16 protein-coding genes and 1 pseudogene are annotated in these 18,065 nt (G+C 68.9%); 5 read left to right on the forward strand and 12 right to left on the reverse strand.

Annotation, left to right across the window (positions count from 1 at the left end; translation table 11 throughout):
• The first annotated feature begins 10 nt into the window (after nt 1-10).
• Nucleotides 11-1,225 carry an MFS transporter gene (locus ACZ4XD_RS34015; RefSeq protein ID WP_468048671.1) on the forward strand — a complete coding sequence of 405 codons (1,215 nt, stop codon included), beginning with the start codon at nt 11-13 and terminating at the stop codon, nt 1,223-1,225.
• Nucleotides 1,226-1,543: 318 nt separating this feature from the next.
• Here ACZ4XD_RS34015 and ACZ4XD_RS34020 read toward each other — a convergent pair whose 3' ends face one another.
• Together ACZ4XD_RS34020 and ACZ4XD_RS34025 are read right to left on the reverse strand one after the other, a co-directional pair.
• A complete protein-coding gene (locus ACZ4XD_RS34020; RefSeq protein ID WP_468048674.1) occupies nt 1,544-1,777 on the reverse strand; it encodes a DUF5133 domain-containing protein in 234 nt (77 codons plus the stop codon).
• 129 nt (nt 1,778-1,906) lie between these two features.
• Nucleotides 1,907-2,767, reverse strand: a complete 861-nt coding sequence (locus ACZ4XD_RS34025; protein ID WP_468048677.1) for an RNA polymerase sigma factor SigF — start codon at nt 2,765-2,767, stop codon at nt 1,907-1,909.
• 318 nt (nt 2,768-3,085) lie between these two features.
• Between ACZ4XD_RS34025 and ACZ4XD_RS34030 the strand changes: the two genes are divergently transcribed.
• The gene (locus ACZ4XD_RS34030; RefSeq protein ID WP_042159693.1) at nt 3,086-3,256 is read left to right on the forward strand and encodes a hypothetical protein; all 171 of its coding nucleotides are present in this window, start codon (nt 3,086-3,088) and stop codon (nt 3,254-3,256) included.
• A gap of 338 nt (nt 3,257-3,594) precedes the next feature.
• Here ACZ4XD_RS34030 and ACZ4XD_RS34035 read toward each other — a convergent pair whose 3' ends face one another.
• Together ACZ4XD_RS34035 and ACZ4XD_RS34040 are read right to left on the reverse strand one after the other, a co-directional pair.
• Entirely contained in the window at nt 3,595-4,797 is a 1,203-nt protein-coding gene (locus ACZ4XD_RS34035; protein ID WP_468048679.1) for an FUSC family protein, read from the reverse strand.
• Between the two features lie 128 nt (nt 4,798-4,925).
• Nucleotides 4,926-5,822, reverse strand: coding sequence for a SigB/SigF/SigG family RNA polymerase sigma factor (locus ACZ4XD_RS34040; RefSeq protein ID WP_468048681.1), 897 nt, complete (start codon nt 5,820-5,822; stop codon nt 4,926-4,928).
• A 312-nt stretch (nt 5,823-6,134) separates the two neighbouring features.
• Here ACZ4XD_RS34040 and ACZ4XD_RS34045 point away from each other — a divergent pair, with 312 nt between their 5' ends.
• The gene (locus ACZ4XD_RS34045; protein ID WP_468048683.1) at nt 6,135-6,485 is read left to right on the forward strand and encodes an STAS domain-containing protein; all 351 of its coding nucleotides are present in this window, start codon (nt 6,135-6,137) and stop codon (nt 6,483-6,485) included.
• Nucleotides 6,486-6,622: 137 nt separating this feature from the next.
• On the opposite strand, the gene ACZ4XD_RS34050 is transcribed toward ACZ4XD_RS34045, so the two are convergent.
• From ACZ4XD_RS34050 to ACZ4XD_RS34080, 7 genes and pseudogenes are all read right to left on the reverse strand, one after another.
• On the reverse strand, nt 6,623-7,171 hold the full coding sequence (locus tag ACZ4XD_RS34050) for a ferritin-like domain-containing protein (RefSeq protein ID WP_468048685.1): 549 nt from the start codon (nt 7,169-7,171) through the stop codon (nt 6,623-6,625).
• Nucleotides 7,172-7,308: 137 nt separating this feature from the next.
• Nucleotides 7,309-9,180, reverse strand: a complete 1,872-nt coding sequence (locus tag ACZ4XD_RS34055) for a glycoside hydrolase family 15 protein (RefSeq protein WP_468048688.1) — start codon at nt 9,178-9,180, stop codon at nt 7,309-7,311.
• A 180-nt stretch (nt 9,181-9,360) separates the two neighbouring features.
• Complete coding sequence (locus tag ACZ4XD_RS34060) at nt 9,361-9,723, reverse strand: STAS domain-containing protein (protein ID WP_468048691.1); 363 nt, start codon at nt 9,721-9,723, stop codon at nt 9,361-9,363.
• Nucleotides 9,720-10,854, reverse strand: a pseudogene (locus ACZ4XD_RS34065) (cobalamin B12-binding domain-containing protein). Before ACZ4XD_RS34065 ends, ACZ4XD_RS34060 begins: the two are co-directional and overlap by 4 nt.
• A 127-nt stretch (nt 10,855-10,981) precedes the next feature.
• The gene (locus ACZ4XD_RS34070) at nt 10,982-12,640 is read right to left on the reverse strand and encodes a SpoIIE family protein phosphatase (protein WP_468048695.1); all 1,659 of its coding nucleotides are present in this window, start codon (nt 12,638-12,640) and stop codon (nt 10,982-10,984) included.
• A 210-nt stretch (nt 12,641-12,850) separates the two neighbouring features.
• On the reverse strand, nt 12,851-13,222 hold the full coding sequence (locus tag ACZ4XD_RS34075; protein ID WP_468048697.1) for an ATP-binding protein: 372 nt from the start codon (nt 13,220-13,222) through the stop codon (nt 12,851-12,853).
• 332 nt (nt 13,223-13,554) lie between these two features.
• Nucleotides 13,555-13,947, reverse strand: coding sequence for an ATP-binding protein (locus ACZ4XD_RS34080; RefSeq protein WP_468048699.1), 393 nt, complete (start codon nt 13,945-13,947; stop codon nt 13,555-13,557).
• Between the two features lie 669 nt (nt 13,948-14,616).
• Here ACZ4XD_RS34080 and ACZ4XD_RS34085 point away from each other — a divergent pair.
• Nucleotides 14,617-16,065 carry a glyceraldehyde-3-phosphate dehydrogenase gene (locus tag ACZ4XD_RS34085; RefSeq protein ID WP_468048701.1) on the forward strand — a complete coding sequence of 483 codons (1,449 nt, stop codon included), beginning with the start codon at nt 14,617-14,619 and terminating at the stop codon, nt 16,063-16,065.
• Nucleotides 16,066-16,341: 276 nt separating this feature from the next.
• Here the strand turns inward: ACZ4XD_RS34085 and ACZ4XD_RS34090 are convergent, their stop codons facing one another.
• Nucleotides 16,342-16,638 carry a hypothetical protein gene (locus tag ACZ4XD_RS34090; protein WP_468048705.1) on the reverse strand — a complete coding sequence of 99 codons (297 nt, stop codon included), beginning with the start codon at nt 16,636-16,638 and terminating at the stop codon, nt 16,342-16,344.
• Nucleotides 16,639-17,439: 801 nt separating this feature from the next.
• Here ACZ4XD_RS34090 and folE point away from each other — a divergent pair.
• Nucleotides 17,440-17,973, forward strand: a complete 534-nt coding sequence (folE, locus tag ACZ4XD_RS34095; RefSeq protein WP_042159706.1) for a GTP cyclohydrolase I — start codon at nt 17,440-17,442, stop codon at nt 17,971-17,973.
• Nucleotides 17,974-18,065 lie beyond the last annotated feature (92 nt).

Consider the following 18,065-nt stretch of genomic DNA (forward strand, 5'->3'; position numbering starts at 1 on the left):
GGAGGCCCCTATGAAGCAGCTCATGGACACCGGCCGGCGCGCCCCGGCCGCCACTCCCCCGGCCGTGGCCCGGCTGCGCCGGGCGCTCACCCTGTTCTTCGCCCTCGACGGCTTGGTGTTCGCGGGGTGGGTGGTGCGCATCCCCGCCATCAAGGAGCAGATCCACGCCTCGGCCGGCGCACTCGGACTGGCCCTGCTGGGGGTGTCGGTGGGATCGGTCGGCACGATGCTGCTCACCGGCAAGCTGTGCCGCCGCTACGGCAACCATCCGGTGACGGTGGTGACGGCGGCCCTGCTGTCGCTGTCGGTCGCACTGCCGGCGCTGACCCGTTCCGCCCTTCAGCTCGGCCTCGTCCTGCTGCTGTTCGGAGCCGCGTACGGGGGCCTCAATGTCGCCTTCAACGCGGCCGCGGTGGATCTGGCCGAGGCGGTCCGGCGGCCGATCCTCCCCTCGTTCCACGCGGCGTTCAGCGCGGGCGGCCTGGCGGGCGCGGCACTCGGCGGACTCCTCGCCCCGCATCTGAGCCCGCTGTGGCACCTGTTGCTCCTGACGGCGACCGGGCTCGTCGTCACCGCGTACGCGGGCCACGTTCTGCTGCGGACGCCCCGACCGGCCACCGGCCATGGCCCGCACCGCGACGGAGCCGAGGCGATACCGGGGCGCGGCCGTGTGCCGTCGGGCCGTACCCGGCTGCTCGTGACGGTCTACGGGCTGATCACCCTGTGCACGGCGTACGGCGAGGGCGCGCTGGCCGACTGGGGTTCGCTGCATCTCGCCGCGGACCTGCACACCGGGCCGGGTGCGGCAGCGGCCGGATACGCGGTGTTCGCGCTGATGATGACGGTCTCCCGGATGTCGGGCAGCCGGCTCCTGGAACGGCTGGGCGACACCCCCGTCCTGGTGGCCGGCGGTCTCCTCGCGGCGGTGGGGATGCTGGTGGCAGCGCTGAGCCCGCTGCTGTGGCCGGTGTACCTGGGCTACGCGCTGACCGGGCTGGGCCTGGCCAATGTCTTCCCGGTCGCGGTCGGCGGCGCCGGGGCCCTCGCCGGCGCCCACGGCGTCGCGGTCGCCTCGACCCTGGGCTACTCCGGCATCCTGCTCGGCCCGCCGTCGATCGGGTTCCTCACCGAGGCGTACGGGCTGCCGAGCGCGCTGACCACCATCGCCGCGCTGGCCGCCGTCGCGGCGCTGCTCGGCCGGCTGGTCCGGCGGCGGGCGGCGTAGTGCCCACGGGCGGCGACTGACCACGCGGCGCCCGCGCCTGGCATGCCCCGCGGTGGCGGCCGTACCGCCACCGCGGGTGCCTCAACAGCAGGCAGGCGACCGGTGGACGTGCCGGATCAGCCGGTCTCGGTCACCGGTGCGGCCGCCGTCCGGTCCCGCGCGGGCGCCGGCCGGACGAAGGCCAGGAGGGCGGCCAGCGCCTCAAGGCTGTCGTCGCGCCATGCTCAAAACGGGGCCGTTCGACTGCCCGGGCATTTCTGACCCGCGGGGGAGCTGCCGGCCGGGGTGGCCGTGGGGATGCCTACCCGCGTAGGCCGGTCAGCCCGTGCCCGTGAGGAGGGAGTCGTCCCCCACCCCGGCGCCGGGCAGCCGGTGGCGGGCGGCGATCAGTGCCGCGTCCACATCGCGGGTGCCGGTGGAGACGCACAGGGTGTAGGCGATGTCGTCCATCCGCCGGCGCACCTCGGCCTTCCCCTGGCGGGCGTGCAGCAGCTCCAATGCCTCGTATTCCGCCATGAGTTCCCGCAGCACCGCAGGGTGGGCCATCAGCATCGTCGGTTTCCTTCCCTCACGAAAAGTGTTCGCCGTCGCGGATGCCCGGACCTCGTCGCGCCACACCTCGACGGAGGCTGCCGCGCCGGATCAACGGGCCCCGTATTCCCCACACCGCACGGGGCGGTCTCAGCGCTCGGTGAGCATTCCGGCGCGGAGCTTCGACAGGGTGCGGGTCAGCAGCCGGGAGACATGCATCTGGGAGACGCCGAGCTCTTCGCCGATCTGCGACTGGGTCATCTCCTGGCCGAAGCGCAGCTCGATGAGGCGCCGTTCCCGTGCGTCGAGGGTGCCGAGCAGCGGCCCCAGCACCTGGTAGTCCTCGACGGCCTCCAGCGCCGGGTCGTTCTCCCCCAGGACGTCGACGAGGGTGCGGCGCTGTTCCGACGGGTCGGGGTCGGCGGGGGTGTCGAGCGAACCGGCGGTGTAACCGTTGGCGGCGACGATGCCCTCGATGACCTCGTCCTCCGACAGGTCGAGGTGGGCGGCCAGTTCGCGGACGGTGGGATCGCGGTCGAGCTTGGCGGCGAGGTGCTCCTTGGCCTTGGCCAGGTCGCTGCGCAGCTCCTGGAGGCGGCGGGGCACATGGACGGCCCAGCCGGTGTCGCGGAAGAACCGCTTGATCTCGCCCAGGATGTAGGGGACGGCAAAGGTGGAGAACTCGACCTCACGCGTGAGGTCGAACCGGTCGATGGCCTTGATCAGACCGATGGTGCCCACCTGGATGACGTCTTCCATGTCGTCGCCGCGATTGCGGTAGCGGCGGGCGACATAGCGCACCATCGACATGTTCATCTCGATGAGGGTGTTTCGCGCGTACTGGTACTCGTGCGTGCCCTCTTCAAGGACCTGAAGCCGTTCGAAGAACTGCTTGGACAGGTCCCTGGCGTCCCGAGGTGCCACCTTCTGCGGTTGCGGCACCTCCGGCAGTGCAGAAACCGGGGTGATCTGTCGCAGCTCGGTGGTGGTCTCGCTCACGATGGTGGTCATCTCGCCCTCCCGCGCGCCCGGCACCTGCGGACGCTTCAGCGGCGCGCCTACCCCGATCTCTCCAGGGCATGCATACGAAGCGGAGGCGGAGGCAACCGCGCTCCGTCCGACGGCAGTTGTGAGCTACGTGTGAGAGCTGTTGAGACCTGTGAGACCACTTTCCGCAGCAGGAACCTCGTCCGCCCCGGAACCCGCGCACGATAACTGATTTCCGGGGCAATACGCGCCAAGGAGACAGCGGTTGCCCGGTTTTTATCCGAAGAAACGTTGTGTGTGCCTCGAATGCGCGGGCACACGATGTCTCGGAGGTTGATAACTATGGTTCCCCTGCTTCTCGTGCTTCTGCTCGCACTGCTGCTTTTCGGTGCCGGATTCGCTTTGAAGGCACTCTGGTACGTCGCAGTGGCGGTACTCATCATCTGGGCGCTGGGATTCGTACTGCGTTCCGCGGGTGCCGGCGGCAAGCGCGGCCGGTGGTACCGCTGGTAGCCGCCGCAGCCCGGAAATCCGGGGTGGTCCGGACGACACGGCGTTGTCCGGACCACCCCGATTTTTCTGTGTCCGCTGACGCATCATCACCGAGCCGGGGGAAACACGAGAAGTACGGCCCGGGGCGTGCGCTGTTCCCGCAGGGGACTCACCTCCATCGCAGTGCGCGCCCCGGGCCGGTATGCGTTCCCGCAGCTACCGCTCAGCCGTTTGGCAGCGCAATGCGGGGGCGCGAGAGAAACGCCGCCAACGGAAGAATTGACCGGACACCGCCCGGCAAAGGGGAGGGGCCACCGCAGGAAAGCGGTGGCCCCTCCCCTTTGAGGCCGCCCCTTCACTCACCGGTCGACATGATGCCGGAGCACGTCACAGGTGTACTGGAACTCCTCCATCAGCCGCGCGGCCTCGATGACCAGCACTCCATACGGGCGGCTGGGGTCCGCGAGCGGCAGCTCGCCCCGCTCCGCCTCCTCGGCCAGCCGCTGACGGTAATCCTGTGCCTCGTCGGCCAGTTGGCACAGCTCGGGAGACTGATCGCCGAGCCGGCCCTCGTCGAGGTGCGCGAAGACGCGGGTGATCCGGGAGAGGGATTCCAGGAAATCGGCGTAGCTCGCCAGAAAGGCGCCGTAGCGGTGGCGGTCCTCGTCCGCGCTCCATTGGTCCAGGCTCCGGGTGAGGGCGGTGATTTGGCCGAGGGTGCGCTCCAGCGCTTCCAGCACCGCGGCATAGCCCTCGAAGCGGGTGTGCGAGCGGCCGCGGCGGACGAGCCGGCGCGGGTTGTAATGGAGGCTCTCCCGCGCCATCCGCAGCCCCGTACGGGCCTGTGTGACCAGTTCCCCGGTCTGTTCGGCGCGCGACCGCCACCGCCCGGTGCTCTCCTCGTCGAGTCCGCCCTCCCGCAACACCGGGTAGATGTCGCTCACCAGGTCGCACAGGGCGTGGGCCAGCGTGCGGATGCCGTATTCGGCGCTGCGGTAGCGCAGTGGTGGCAGCACGGTGACGTTCACGAGGACGCCGACCCCGCATCCGATGAGGACCAGCAGGATGATCTGCCCCAGCTGGGTGCTCTTGTCGAGGGTCGAGGTGGCGGACACATAGGTGGAGAAGGCGAAGAACGCCGCGGTGGCCACCTGGGAGCCCTGTGAGCCAAGGGCCGGCCACCGGCCGATGGTGAGCGCGACCAACGCCACCAGGGCGAACGTCAGCACCTCGGGCCCGACGAGAAAGCCCAGCGCGGCCTGTACGGCGACGCCCGCCACCACCGCGCCCACGTAGCGCGAGGACTGAAGCAGTGACTGGTAGACGGTCACCTGCATGATGAGCACCGCGGAGAACGGGGCGAACGCGGGCGACTGCGCATGCAGCAGGTGAGAGGAGATCACCCAGGCGATCGTCGCCGCCAAGGTGCCCTTGGCGACGAGGAGCACCGTGGTGCGCTCATGGCCCTCCGAGCCCAGCGCCCGGCCCCACCACTGCCGGACGCGCGCCATCCGGCCCGGCCGAGCCGGTGGCATCCGCCGCTCGCTGACTTCTCCGGCCATGCTGTCCCTTCGCCTGGTGCCCCATCCGCGCCTCAGCGGATCTTGCGGTGCCCGGTACCCGGTACCCGGTCACGGGGGAACCATCCATGGGCGGTGCCGCTCGGCGGCCGGAAGCGGGCCCGGCGGGGTCACTTGTGGCCGAGCATGCCCCTGCGCAGCTGCTGGATGATGCGGGCGAGCAGTCGGGAGACATGCATCTGGGAGATACCGAGCACCGTGCCGATCTGGGCCTGGGTCATCTCCCGGTCGAAGCGCAGATGCACGATGAGCCGGTCGCGTTCGTTGAGCTGTTGCAGGAGCGAGGCCAGGGCGTACCGGTCCTCGACGTGCTCCGTGGCGGGGTCGGTGGCGCCGAGGATGTCGGCGAAGACGGGACCGCCGCCCGGTGTCGTCGACTCGCTGTCGCCGGAGAGGTGCAGCGAGACGGCCGTGTAGCCGTTGCCGGCCACAATGCCCTCGATGATCTCCTCTTCGGTGAGCTCCAGATGCCCGGCCAGCTCTTTGACGGTCGGTTCCCGGTCCAGAGAGGTGGACAGCTGCTCCATGGCCTGGGCCAGGTCGATGCGGAGTTCCTGGAGACGGCGCGGGACATGGACGGCCCAGCTGGTGTCGCGGAAGAACCGCTTGATCTCCCCGAGAATATGGGGAATGGCGAAGGCCGCGAACTCCGTTCGGCGGGACAGGTCGAACCGGTCGATGGCCTTGATGAGGCCGATCGTCCCGACCTGGACGATGTCCTCCATTTGGTCACGGTGACTTCTGTACCGCGAGGCCACATAGCGCACCAGCGACAAGTTCATCTCGACGAGCGTATTGCGGGCGTACTGATACTCGGGGGTGCCCTCTTCGAGTTCCGCGAGCCGCTCGAAGAACAGCGGCGACAGCGCCTTGGCGTCCTGGGGAGCCACACTCCCGGCATCCTCGACGCGCGGAAGCGTGGTGGAATATCTTCCGGCCCGCGGTGACGGCTCGTCATGAGGCCCCGGCAGTTGTGTGTCACATACGTCCTCGAAAACCGTGTTCATGCTCCACCTCCGGGATTCAGGTCGTTTGAGCTGGCCTGTTGCCCGGCGCCGAGTCCCTTATGCGTATCGGCGGAACAATCACCCCGCTGAGTGGCGCAGCCGGTGGACCGGAGAGGTCCGTCCGCGAAATCCTGAATGCTTCATGAGAAAAGCGACCGCCGTCGCGCCGCACTCCGGACGAGCGCCAGGGCGCCGGTGCCCGGACGGACTTCGCCGGCCTGCGTCGGGGGCCATACGAGGGACAGCCTTCAAGCTGGCCGAACAGGAGACTGTCGAGAACCTGTGCGCGAGCGGCATGGCATGCTGTCGCCCATGTACGTTCATACACCGGCTGTGGTGACCCATGCGGTCGAGGACGAGGTCTTTGTCGTCCGCGTCAGCGGGTCCCTCGATCACGACAGCGCCCCTCTTCTGGAAGAGGCCTGCGCGCTGGCGGAGGATTCCGGCGCTCCACGTACCGTCGTCGATCTGTCGCTCACCGACTTCGCCGACTCCACGGTGCTGCATGTCCTGCTCGCCGCCCAGCGGGCCCACCACCGGCGGCAGCGCACGCTGATCGTCGCCGGCCCGTTCCACGAGGTCGTCCGCCGGCTCTTCGATGTCACCGGCACCGCCGGATACTTCACGCTGGCCGACGACATGCTCGGCGCCCTGGGCGCCTGAGGGTCCGCGCCCTGCTCACCGCTCCGGGCGGGGGACCCCGGCGGGGACGCCCCCGCCGTCGCGGGCCGGCGGGACGCACCGCCGCCGACCGCCGCCGACCGCCGTGATCAGGCCAATCACGCCGGAACCGGCGCGCGTCAGTCGGTCTTCCTGTCCTGCGGAATACGTTCCAGCAGCCCCCGCAGATCGTCGGCGTGCTCTTCCTCCTGCGCCAGCAGGTCCTCGAATACGCGGCGGGTGGTCGGGTCGCCGTCACCGAGCCACTTCGCGATTTCCGTGTACGAGGCGATGGCCACGCGTTCGGCCACCAGATCTTCCTTGATCATTTCCACCAGGTCGTCGCTGGCGTCGTAACCGGCGTGCGCCCGCTGCGTCAGGGTTTCCGGGTTGAAGTCGGGCCGGCCGCCGAGCTGCACGATGCGCTGCGCCACCTTGTCCGCGTGTTGCTGCTCCTGCGCGGCATGTTCCAGAAACTCCGCGGCGACCGGCTCCGAATAGAGACCGGAAGCGGTGTAGTAATGCCGCTTGTACCGCAGGGTGCACACGATTTCCGTGGCCAGCGCCTCGTTCAGTACCTGAAGGACGCGCTCCAGGTCGGCTCCGTACGCTTCGGTGACCGGTCCCTTTTCCATCTCGCGGCGGGCGCGCTCGCGGAGGGTGGTGATATCGGTGAGAAAGTCAGCCACGGTCTTCCTGCCCTTCAGTTCTCCTGGGGTGGACAGCGCTTCGGTCGGGAATGCGTGCCCAGTCGCACCGCCGGTCAGTATGCCCCGCGATCGGGCCGGCAACGGACACCCTTCCGTCGGCAGTGTGGCGTTTCGGCTCAGCCCATGAAGTCGTCCAGGCTCGTGGCCGCGCTGATCAGCGCGAGATGGGTGAATGCCTGCGGGAAATTCCCCAGATGTTCGCCCGTCAGCCCTATCTGCTCGGCATACAGACCGAGGTGATTGGCGTAGGTGAACATCTTCTCCAGCGCCACCCGGGCCTCTTCGATCTGCCCGGTACGGGCGAGCGCCTCGACCCACCAGAACGAGCAGATCGAGAAGGTCCCCTCCGTGCCGTCCAGTCCGTCGGGGGACGCTTTCGGGTCATAGCGGAAGACCAGGCTGTCCGTGACGAGGTTCTCGCCGATGGCCCGGACGGTGGAGCGGAATCGCGGATCCTCCGGCGAGAGGAACTTGACCATCGGCATCACCAGGAGCGAGGCATCCAGAATGCATTCCGGTGGCTGGCCCGCCTCGCCGCTGAGGCGTTGGACAAAGGTCTGTTCCTGCGCGTTCCAGCCCTCTTCCATGATCTGGTGGTAGATCTTGTCGCGCTCCGACATCCAGCGCACCGGATCACCCGGCAAACCGCGCTGCCGGGCCATGCGGATCATGCGCTCCACCGCTACCCAGCACATCAACCGTGAATAGGTGTGCCGCTGTTGACCGGCGCGGGTCTCCCATATCCCCGCATCCGGGCGGTCCCAGTGCTCCAGAAGCCAGTCGAGAACGGCACACAGATCCATCCAGCTGTCGTGTGAAATACCGGCACCGTGCTTGTTGAACAGATAGACGGAGTCGAAGAGTTCGCCGTAGATGTCGAGCTGGAGCTGGCCGGCGGCACCGTTTCCCACCCGGACCGGGGCGGATCCCCGGTAGCCCGCCCAGTGGTCGAGGACATGCTCGGGGAGTTCGGCGTCACCGTCGATGGAATAGAGCACGCGTAGCGGGCCGTGTTCACCGTTCTGCGCACCGCGCAGACACGAGGTCAGCCAGCTGATGAAGGCCTGTGCCTCACGGGTGAAGCCCAGCCGCAGCAGGGCGTGGAGGGAGAAGGCCGCATCGCGGATCCAGACATAGCGATAGTCCCAGTTCCGTTCACCGCCGAGCTGTTCGGGAAGCCCGAGGGTCGGTGCGGCGACGATGGCTCCGGTGGGTTCGTGGGTGAGGAGTTTGAGGGTCAGTGCGGAACGGTGCACCATTTCGCGCCAGCGTCCGGTGTAGGTGGACTGGCTCAGCCATTGGCGCCAGAACCGTACGGTGGACCGGAACAGTTCCTCGGCGGCTCGGGTATCGACCAGGTCGACGGCCGGCTCGGCGCGGGAGGGCCGGGTGGTCTCCAGCACGAACAGCGCGGACCGGCCCTCCGCCAGATCGAATTCCCCGACGGCGTCCTGGCCCTCGCTCCGGAGGGTCACATTTGCCTGGAGCGAGATGTCCAGCGACTCACTGGTGAAACGCACACCGTGCGGCTGGCTTTCCACCTTGTGCGGATCCCGGCCGTAATTCATCCGCGGTGCGATGACGGTACGGATCCGCGAACTGCCCCGTACACTCACCACCCGCCGCACCAGCCGCTGCCGGTGATCGGGGTCACCCTCCGCCCGTATCGGCATGAAATCCTGGATCTCGACAATGCCGTTCTCGGTGAGCATCCGCGTCATGAGGATGTTGGTATCGGGAAAGTAGTACTGCTGGCGTTTGGCGATGTCCTCGACGGGGCTGATCTGCCAGTGTCCGCCGTTCCCGGCATCGAGCAGGGACCCGAAAATACTGGGTGAATCGAACCGCGGGGCACAGAACCAGCTGATCCGGCCATCGGTACCGACCAGCGCCGCGGTCCGCAGATCACCGATCAGGCCGTGTTCGGCGATGGGCAGATATCCCCCGCCGCCCGCCTCACCGCCCGTGGCCTTTTGACGGTCATTCATAGGCCACGCCCCCTGTCGCCTCGTCCGATGGCAGCCCGTGCGCGCCTGCCCGCCCCTGGTCGGGAAGCCGCTGAACTCGCGTATGCCCCGGCGAGGCAGGTTCATGAGCCTGCCGTCCTGCGGCACGGGTGACCGTTCTGGAGGGGCGCGCCCGTCAGCCCGTAGGGGAGCCGGTGTGCGTCAGCCCGTAGGGGAGCCGCTCCGTCCGGGCGGGGAAGTGAGCGGCCCGAGGGTGCCGGTGATCGTCAGGAGGCGGTCCAGGGCGGGTGGACGGTCGTCCAGGTGGAGGTGGATCCCGGCAGCGTCGGTGCGGCGGTGGAGGGCCAGCAGGACGGAGAGTCCCATCCGGTCGCAGGCCCGCACCCGGGCGCAGTTGAGGTGGAGGGCACGGAGGTCGGGCTGCGCTGCGATCTGCCGGAGGGCGAGGGCGAGCAGCGCGTCCGCGGTGGTGTGGTCCAGGTCCCCGGTGAGATGGAGGTGGGCGGTGTGCCTGTCCGGGGTGGTGACAGTGGGGCAGCGCTCGTCGGGCGGGTACGACGTCATGCGGACGATCCGGAGCCCGGGCCGGCGTCGGTTCCGGGACCAGGACCAGCACCGGAGCCGGGCCCGGCGCCCGTGCCGAGGGCGCGGCGGGCGTGGCCGATGATCCGCCGGGCCCGCGGGAAGTCCTTCAGCTGGGCGGCGAGTGCGTCCAGGGCCGGGTGCAGGGAGTGCGCGGGGACTCCGCGGGTGGTGAGGATCGCTCCCGTCCAGGTGAGGAAACCGGTGAACAGTTCGTCGTCATCCGTGTAGAGCGCGGTGGCGAGGAAGTCGGTGATGTGCGCGAGGTCTTCCGCGGTGTGCTGCCGCTGCCGGTCGGAGTAGTCGCGCAGGGCCGGGAAGCGTTCCTCCAGCTGCGCGAGGGTCTCCCTGACCAGTTGTGGGGCCGTGCGTGCCACCAGGGAGTACTCCTGGTCGGACAGGTGCGGCAGATCGTCGATGGGCTGGTGCCCGAGCGCGGGGGCCCTGGTGTCCGGCATGCCCCGGGAGAGGAAGTCGGCGGCGGTGCGGGCGTCCGGCGCCCAGGCATCGGCACCGAGGAGCCGGGCGTAGCGGCCGTCGGGACCGAACGCGGCGCCGCCCACCAGGACGGGGACGCCCGCGGCCTGGCAGGCGGTGATCGCCGCATGCGCGGTGGGCAGCCGGGTGGCGATCGAGCTGGACAGCGCGACGGCCTGCGGTCCGGTCTGGTGCAGATGGGCGATCAGATGAGGTGCGGGCACCTGCGCGCAGGAGGAAATCCACCTGCCAGCCGCGCAGCCGCAGCACCTCGGCGAGGAGGCGGGCGGGCAGCGCATGCCACTCACCGTCGACACAGGCCACCGTGATGCGGCCCCGCTCCCCTGTGGCCGCGGGCGGCCGGTGATGTGCGAGGGCCGCGATGACCCGGTCGTTGATGGCGGTGGCGGCGTGCTCCTGCGCCACCGTCATCCGGTTCGCCGCCCAGTGCTCACCGACCCGGTGCTGAACGGGCGCGATGATGTCGAGCAGCACGTCCTCCGGCGGGACACCGGCGTCCACCGCGTCGAACGCCCGGCGGACGGCGGCCCGCTCATCCACCGTCACCACGGCGTCCCACAGCTGGTCGACGTAGGCGGCCAGGCTTTCCGCCATCGCCACAGGAGAAGTGGTCATGACGCACGCCTGCCCGGTGGCCGTCCGCCCATGGTCCCCGGACGAGCACGGTGGGACGGACCGGCCCCCGCCCCTGCTTCCCGCCGGACAGCGGTCATCGGCGCACCCCCCGTAGAAGTAACCGTTCTCATGCCGTGTACCTGCCCCGGGTGTGGCCGTCCACCGCGCTGAGGTGCGCATGGTGGGGCGCGGTGATGGCGACCACGGCCATGTCGTCATGCCGGCCGGCCCCCACCCACTGGGCGGCGAGCATCCGGATCCGCTCCACGACCGCTTCGGCGGGCAGGCCCGCACATTCGCTCAGCGCGGACCGCAGACGTGCCTCGCCGAAGAGCTCATCGCCCAGCGGCCCGCCCATCGCCTCGGTGATCCCGTCGGTGTACAGCAGACAGGACTCCCCTGGCGCGAGATCGAGCGCGGCCGTCGTGGAGGTCACCTCCGGCAGCGCACCTACGAGGGACCCACGGGTGGCGGCTTCCTCCACCCGGCCGTCGGCGCGGACGATCAGCGGCGCGGGGTGCCCGGCGCTGGTCACCCGCAGCCGGACGGTGCCGCCCCGCCGCGCGACCGAGGCCAGGACCAGGGTGGCGAACCGTGTGTGAGCGGAATCGAGCAGTGCACCATTGAGCAGCCGCAGCACCCGCTGATGATCGGTGGCCAGCGGCAGCAGGGCGTGCAGGGTGTTGCGGATCTTGCCGGTCTGGACCGCGGCCTCCAACCCCTTGCCGCACACATCCCCGAGGACGACGAGCGACTCCTCATCGGGCCCGGCCGCCGCGTGCACGTCGTAGAAGTCGCCCCCCACACGGTCGGTGTCGTTCGAGGCCCGGTAGCCGCCGGCCAACTCCACTCCGCTGAGCTGCTGGAGCCGGGGCGGCAGCAGCTCCCGCATCAGCGTCCTGGTGATGGCCGCCTGTTCCGCGTAGAGCCGCGCGGCGGACATGGCCGCTCCGGCCCGGGCGGCGAACAGCCGGGCGACGGTCTCCTCGCTCTCGTGGAACGCGGCGTGACCGGAACGCCTCAGCAGAATCAGCGCGCCGGCCGCCACCCCGTGCCCCGGGAGCGGGGTGACCGCCACCGAGCCGATGTCCCCCAGCGCGGACGGCCGCACCCAGTCCGGCACGGCCGCCGGGTCTATCCAGCGCGAGGGCACGGGAGGAAACCCCTTCAGCGCTTCGGCCAGTCCCGGCACGGAGGTGGGATCGGCGACAACCTTGTCACGCACCACCCGGCCGTCCGGACCGCAGAAGCTCATCGCCAGCCACCGTCCGGAGGGCGGGGCGACCACGACGGCGGCGTCCGCCAGATACGGCGTGGCGAGCCGGGCCGTGACGTCCATGCACCGGTCGGCATTGAGGGAGGCGAGAAGTTCCGTCGACGCCCGCACGAGAAACGCGGTGCGCTCCCGCTCGGCACGCAGGGCGTCCTCCGCCGACCGGCGGGCGGTGTCATCGACCAGCCACCACACCACGTCGCCGTTGTCCGCACGACTCGGACGGGCCTCGAAACTCCGGCCCCCGACGGGCCCGCACGCCGCCTCGTCGTCGGGCCACAAGCGGTCAGTGAAGCGCTGATGAGCGTCGGCGAGCCAGGAGACCAGGGCGTCTTCGCACGGTGCGCCCGCCCTGGCGGCCGGGAAGAGCAGCAGGGCGGCGTCATTGACCGCACGCACGAGCCCGGACGGGCCGATGACGAGTACGGGGTGGGGCGCGGACTGCCAGGCGGCGCCGGCATCGACACCGGCCGCGGGCGCGGTGACCACGGGTACGTCGGAACTCTTCACCACGCAAGGCTCACTGAGTGCACCCCATCACCCCACAAAAACGGCAGGGACCCTTCCCCATTGGTAACCATCCCCCACGGAGACCGGGCATGGCAATCATCGCCCTGGCGGTGGGGAGGAGTGGGCCGGCCGGATGAGGAGTGGCGGCCGGTTTGCGGTGAGTGGGGCTGAACTGGCTCACGGCTCACGCCCTCGGGCACCGCACCGACGGCATCAAAGGGGCAAGGTCACCCGAATCGTCTTGCCGGTCACGGTCGCGGTGATCTCGACGCTGCGCGCCAGGCGTTGTATCAGGGGCCAGCCGTAGCCACCCGTGACGCCAGGGTCGCGGCCGGGCGTTTGCGGGGTAGCGGCGGTGGGGCAGTGCGCGCTGCCGTCCTCGACCGCCACTTCCAGACACCCCTCGACGACCCGCGCGGTGAATCCGGTGAGCCCGCCCCCGTGCCGTTGGGCATTGGTGACCAGCTCCGTGGTCACCAAGAGGGCATCGACAAGGGCCAGGTCATCGACCGGGCTGCCTATCTTGTGCAGCAAGTCGTGCACAAAGTTGCGCGCCTCGGCTGCTCTTACAGGTACTCCCTGCATCACACCATTCCACCCCAATGCTCCCGAGCCGTCGCAGCGACGCCGCCACCCTCACCCATCCTCCGGGCAGGCATTACCGGCCGGGGCACTTCCTTCTCGCACGGCAGGACGGCAATACTCTCAGGCCCCCGCACGGGCGCCACAGCGGGTGAACCCTCACCCGGTGGGCCACGGAAAGCGCGACTTACGACGAGGTCGCCATCCGTCGACTCCCCCCCTCATCGGCCACCACCTCAACGGGTTGACCGACCTCGGGCCGACGGGAACGCCTGCCGAACGCCTTCCCACAACGGCGCACGCACCACGAAACGCCTGCCGCAGCTGCGGCACCCTCAGTCGGCCACGCCGTCGAACCGGAGAGGGACGGTCACCGTAATGGCCTTGCCGTCGCCCGTGGGGACAATCACCACACAGGACGTGAGTTTCTGGATCATCGGCCACCCATATCCACCGACCCCGTACTTTTCCGGTCCGATGGCCGTGGCGGGATGACGAGGACTGCGATCGGTGACGGTCACTTCCAGCAGACCGCCCGTGATCCGGGCAGAGAATCCGGCGACTCCGCCACCATGACGCTGGGCATTGGTCACCAATTCCGAGGTGACCAGCAGGGCGTCGATCGAGGAGAGTTCATCGACCTGCGGGCGGTGCGCGTGCAGCAGCTCATGAACGCGGTCCCGCGCGTCCGCCGCTTTGTTCACCGGGGTCTGCTGCGTGCCCGTCACACCTCTCACCTCACGCCCGATCGACCACAACGCCTGGAGCTCACCCACCGCCCCCTGCGAGGGCCACGCAAAAGGCTACTTCGACGAGAAGATTCTTAGACGGCTTCCCCCGGACCCCGGAGTTCACGCAACACCCTCCACAAACCGGCGCCAAGACCCCGGCACAGCCCCTGACCTCACCACCAACCGTCCGCAGCGGCGCCGGCCGCAAGGGCTCCGGTGAAGGACGTCACAGAAAGGACGGCACAGAAGCGCCCCCCTTCCCGGCGCGCCGAATGCGCACGACATACATGGGGGATCAGCGAGCCTGCCGACGCGCAGGCACCTCCGCTCCGCTCCCCGCACCCCGCTCCCCCTCACCGAGCGGCACCGCTACCCAGCCGGGGAGCGCTCCCCCCGACGGCTAGCCGACGGGTAGTCGATGTCACACCCTCGTCGACCCACGACGCATCCCCGCCCCTCCGACCCCGGAGAGGCAGGGCCGAAGACGACCAATTGGGAGCATTTGCCCCGATTTGCCCTAGCTCTTCACTCCGCACCGTCACCCCGCCCCTACGCCCGCGCGATCGTGGCGCCCGCCGCGGCATCCCACGCACAGCAGGACCGTCTGAAGGATCAAAATATGGGGGCGCTAGCATATGAGCACCGCCTAGCTCGAAAGATAAGCCTGTGACTGCTGTCAATGACGACTCGTTCACCAACTGGAAGAACCGCGAGGAGATCGCGGAGTCGATGATCCCGATCATCGGGAAGCTGCACCGGGAGCGGGACGTCACGGTCCTGCTTCACAGCCGCTCCCTGGTGAACAAGTCGGTGGTCAGCATCCTCAAGACCCACCGTTTCGCCCGGCAGATCGCCGGTACGGAGCTCTCGGTCACCGAGACGATGCCCTTCCTCCAGGCGCTCACCTCGCTCGATCTCGGCCCGTCCCAGATCGATATCGCCTTGCTCGCCGAGACCTACCGGACCGACGACCGCGGCCTGTCGGTGGAGGAGTTCACCGCCGAGGCCGTCGCCGGCGCCACGGGTGACAACAAGATCGAGCGCCGCGAGCCGCGCGATGTCGTGCTCTACGGCTTCGGCCGCATCGGCCGCCTCGTCGCCCGTCTGCTCATCGAGAAGGCCGGCTCCGGCAACGGCCTGCGGCTGCGCGCCATCGTCGTCCGCGGCGGCGGCGACCAGGACATCGTCAAGCGCGCTTCGCTGCTGCGCCGTGACTCCATCCACGGGCAGTTCCAGGGCACGATCACCGTTGACGAGGCGAACAGCAAGATCATCGCCAACGGCAACGAGATCAAGGTGATCTACTCCGACGACCCCACGTCGGTGGACTACACGGCGTACGGCATCAACAACGCCATCCTCATCGATAACACCGGCAAGTGGCGCGACCGCGCGGGCCTGTCGAAGCACCTCCAGCCCGGCATCTCCAAGGTCGTCCTGACCGCCCCGGGCAAGGGCGACGTCCCCAACGTCGTCCACGGCGTCAACCACGACATGATCAAGCCCGACGAGCAGATCCTGTCCTGCGCGTCCTGCACCACCAACGCGATCGTCCCGCCGCTGAAGGCGATGGCGGATGAGTACGGCGTCCTGCGCGGTCACGTGGAGACCATCCACTCGTTCACCAACGACCAGAACCTGCTGGACAACTACCACAACTCCGACCGCCGCGGCCGCTCGGCGCCGCTCAACATGGTGATCACCGAGACCGGTGCCGCCTCCGCCGTCGCCAAGGCGTTGCCCGACCTCGACGCGACGATCACCGGCAGCTCGATCCGCGTCCCGGTGCCGGACGTCTCGATCGCGATCCTCAGCCTTCAGCTGGGTCGCGAGACCACCCGCTCGGAGGTCCTCGACTACCTCCGCGATGTCTCGCTCACCTCCCCGCTCAAGCGCCAGATCGACTTCACCACGGCCCCCGACGCGGTCTCCAGCGACTTCATCGGCTCCCGCCACGCCTCGATCGTCGACGCCGGCCCCACCAAGGTCGAGGGCGACAACGCCATCCTCTACCTCTGGTACGACAACGAGTTCGGCTACTCCTGCCAGGTCATCCGCGTCGTCCAGCACGTCTCCGGTGTGGAGTACCCGACTTACCCGGCGCCCGCGGTCTGATCGCGGCAAACCTCCGGTGCCGTCCGAACCGTCGCCCCGGGTGCGGGGCGACGGTGGGACACGGGGCCTTCCGGCCGGTGCGCCCAGCTAGCTGAGCCAGTCATCCGGCAGGCTTTCACGGAGCCGGGGTGGATATCCCGGCTCGGCGGCCTCTCCTCTCACCCGGGTCCGCACATCCCCTCTCGACGTGGGATGTGCGGACCCCGGCTGTCATCCCGGCCCCGGCGGGATACGCCCCGAGCTCGGCTCGCTCGCCCCGGGTTCGCCGTGGAGCGTTCACATGCCCGGATGGTCAGGCATCCGCGACGCGGCGACGGCGTCGTCCAGGATCTGCTCCCGTGCCGAGATGACCAGCCTGTTGAGCTCGCTGGCCAGGGGGAGGATCTCACCCTGCCGGTCAGGGTCGGCGATCCGGCCGGTAGACGCGTCGAGGAAGACCATCACCTCCCTCATGAGCCGGTGCGCTTCGGGCGTGGTGGGAAGCGCGTCAGCTTTGATCAGGTTGAGCATCGTCTCTAATGCCGCGGCCAGTTCCCGGACCGCTTCACGCATCTCGGATTCGTCGGAATTCATGCCGCATACGATCGCGGAACGGCTGCGGAGATGCCACGCGGCAGACGTCTGCCGGAGGAGCCGGGCAGCATCAGTTCGAACGTCTGCTAGCTGTCGTCGCGCGCGGCCCGCCGGGCCCGCGACAGCGGCGCGGACCTTCGCCACGTGCTGCGCGTCGAGCCGTCTTCCCGGGCGAACTCGCTTACATCTCTGCTGAGTTACTGAAGGTTTCACCCGGTGAACCTCGCCCGCCGGGCCCGCGTCTTTCTCCCGCGACCGCCACCACATGCCCAGGAGAACAGACCATGGCCGGCAAGTAGGTCAGCTGCCGGACCGCCGCTCGCCTTCCAGCGGTGGGGGCCACGTCCGCGCCCGGGGTCGCCGCACCGGGCAGCGTTTACCTCACCAGCCACAATCCCGTACGTCCCGGGAAGATTCAGCGCCTCCGCCGAGGCCGGACGAAAGCCGTCCTCGCCCTCATCCTCCTCATCCTCGAAGCGGTAAAGGAGTTGTGCGCTGGGGCGCATTCACCCCCACACCCCCCAAAGCGAAAAGTGAGCGGGTGTGCACCCGCGCCCGTAAGGGTATTTTTGGCTTTCCCTTTCGGGCGCCGCATTCCCGCCGTCCGCTCGGTTCAAGCCCAGGAGAAACGTTTATTCTCCGTGCGGATTTAACTACTTAGTTATTGGCGCATCACCTACATATTGGTCTCATCGGGTGTGGGCCAATGGAGGTATGTTCTCAACGAAGATTCATGGGTGGATAGTGAAAGACCTCCACCGGGTTCGGAGCCCTTGGTGTGAGCAGGAATGGAGGTCGCAGATGACCATAGAGGAATGGCTCAAAACGAATGTAACCACCGACACGAGGGCACTCGGGTGGTACAGCGGACCGGAGTGCGAGGACCGTATCGTCCGAGCCTATCGCGAGCTGCTGAGTGGCTATGAGATCGACACCTCGAAGATCCTCAAAACCACCTGCCTGGTGAACGGCGAGCACACCGGCGTGGTGCGTATCCAGGAGAACAACTTCTTCTCGATCTGCGCCCACCACTTCCTGCCGTTTTTCGGGAAGGTCAACATCTCCTACGTGCCCGGTGACCGCATCCTCGGACTCGGCAAATTCCCGCGTCTGGTACAGGCGTTCAGTCGCCGCTTCCAGATTCAGGAGTATCTCGTCAAGGACATCGCCGACGAGATCATGTCCTCGGGCGGCGCACAAGCCGTGCGCGTCACCTCCAGCAGTCGCCACCTCTGCATGTGCAGTCGTGGTCCGTCCGACCAGACCGTCACCACTGACACCTCTTATGTGGCAGGCGATCAGGAGTTGATGGCCAGATTCGGCCTGGACGACTGATGCGGACTCGGGGGGGGGGGGGGGGGGGGGGGGGGGTCCCCCCCCCCCCGCCCCCCCCCCCCCCCCCCCCCCCCCCCCCCCCCCCCCCCCCC

The organism is Streptomyces sp. NPDC029466 (genome assembly GCF_055574515.1).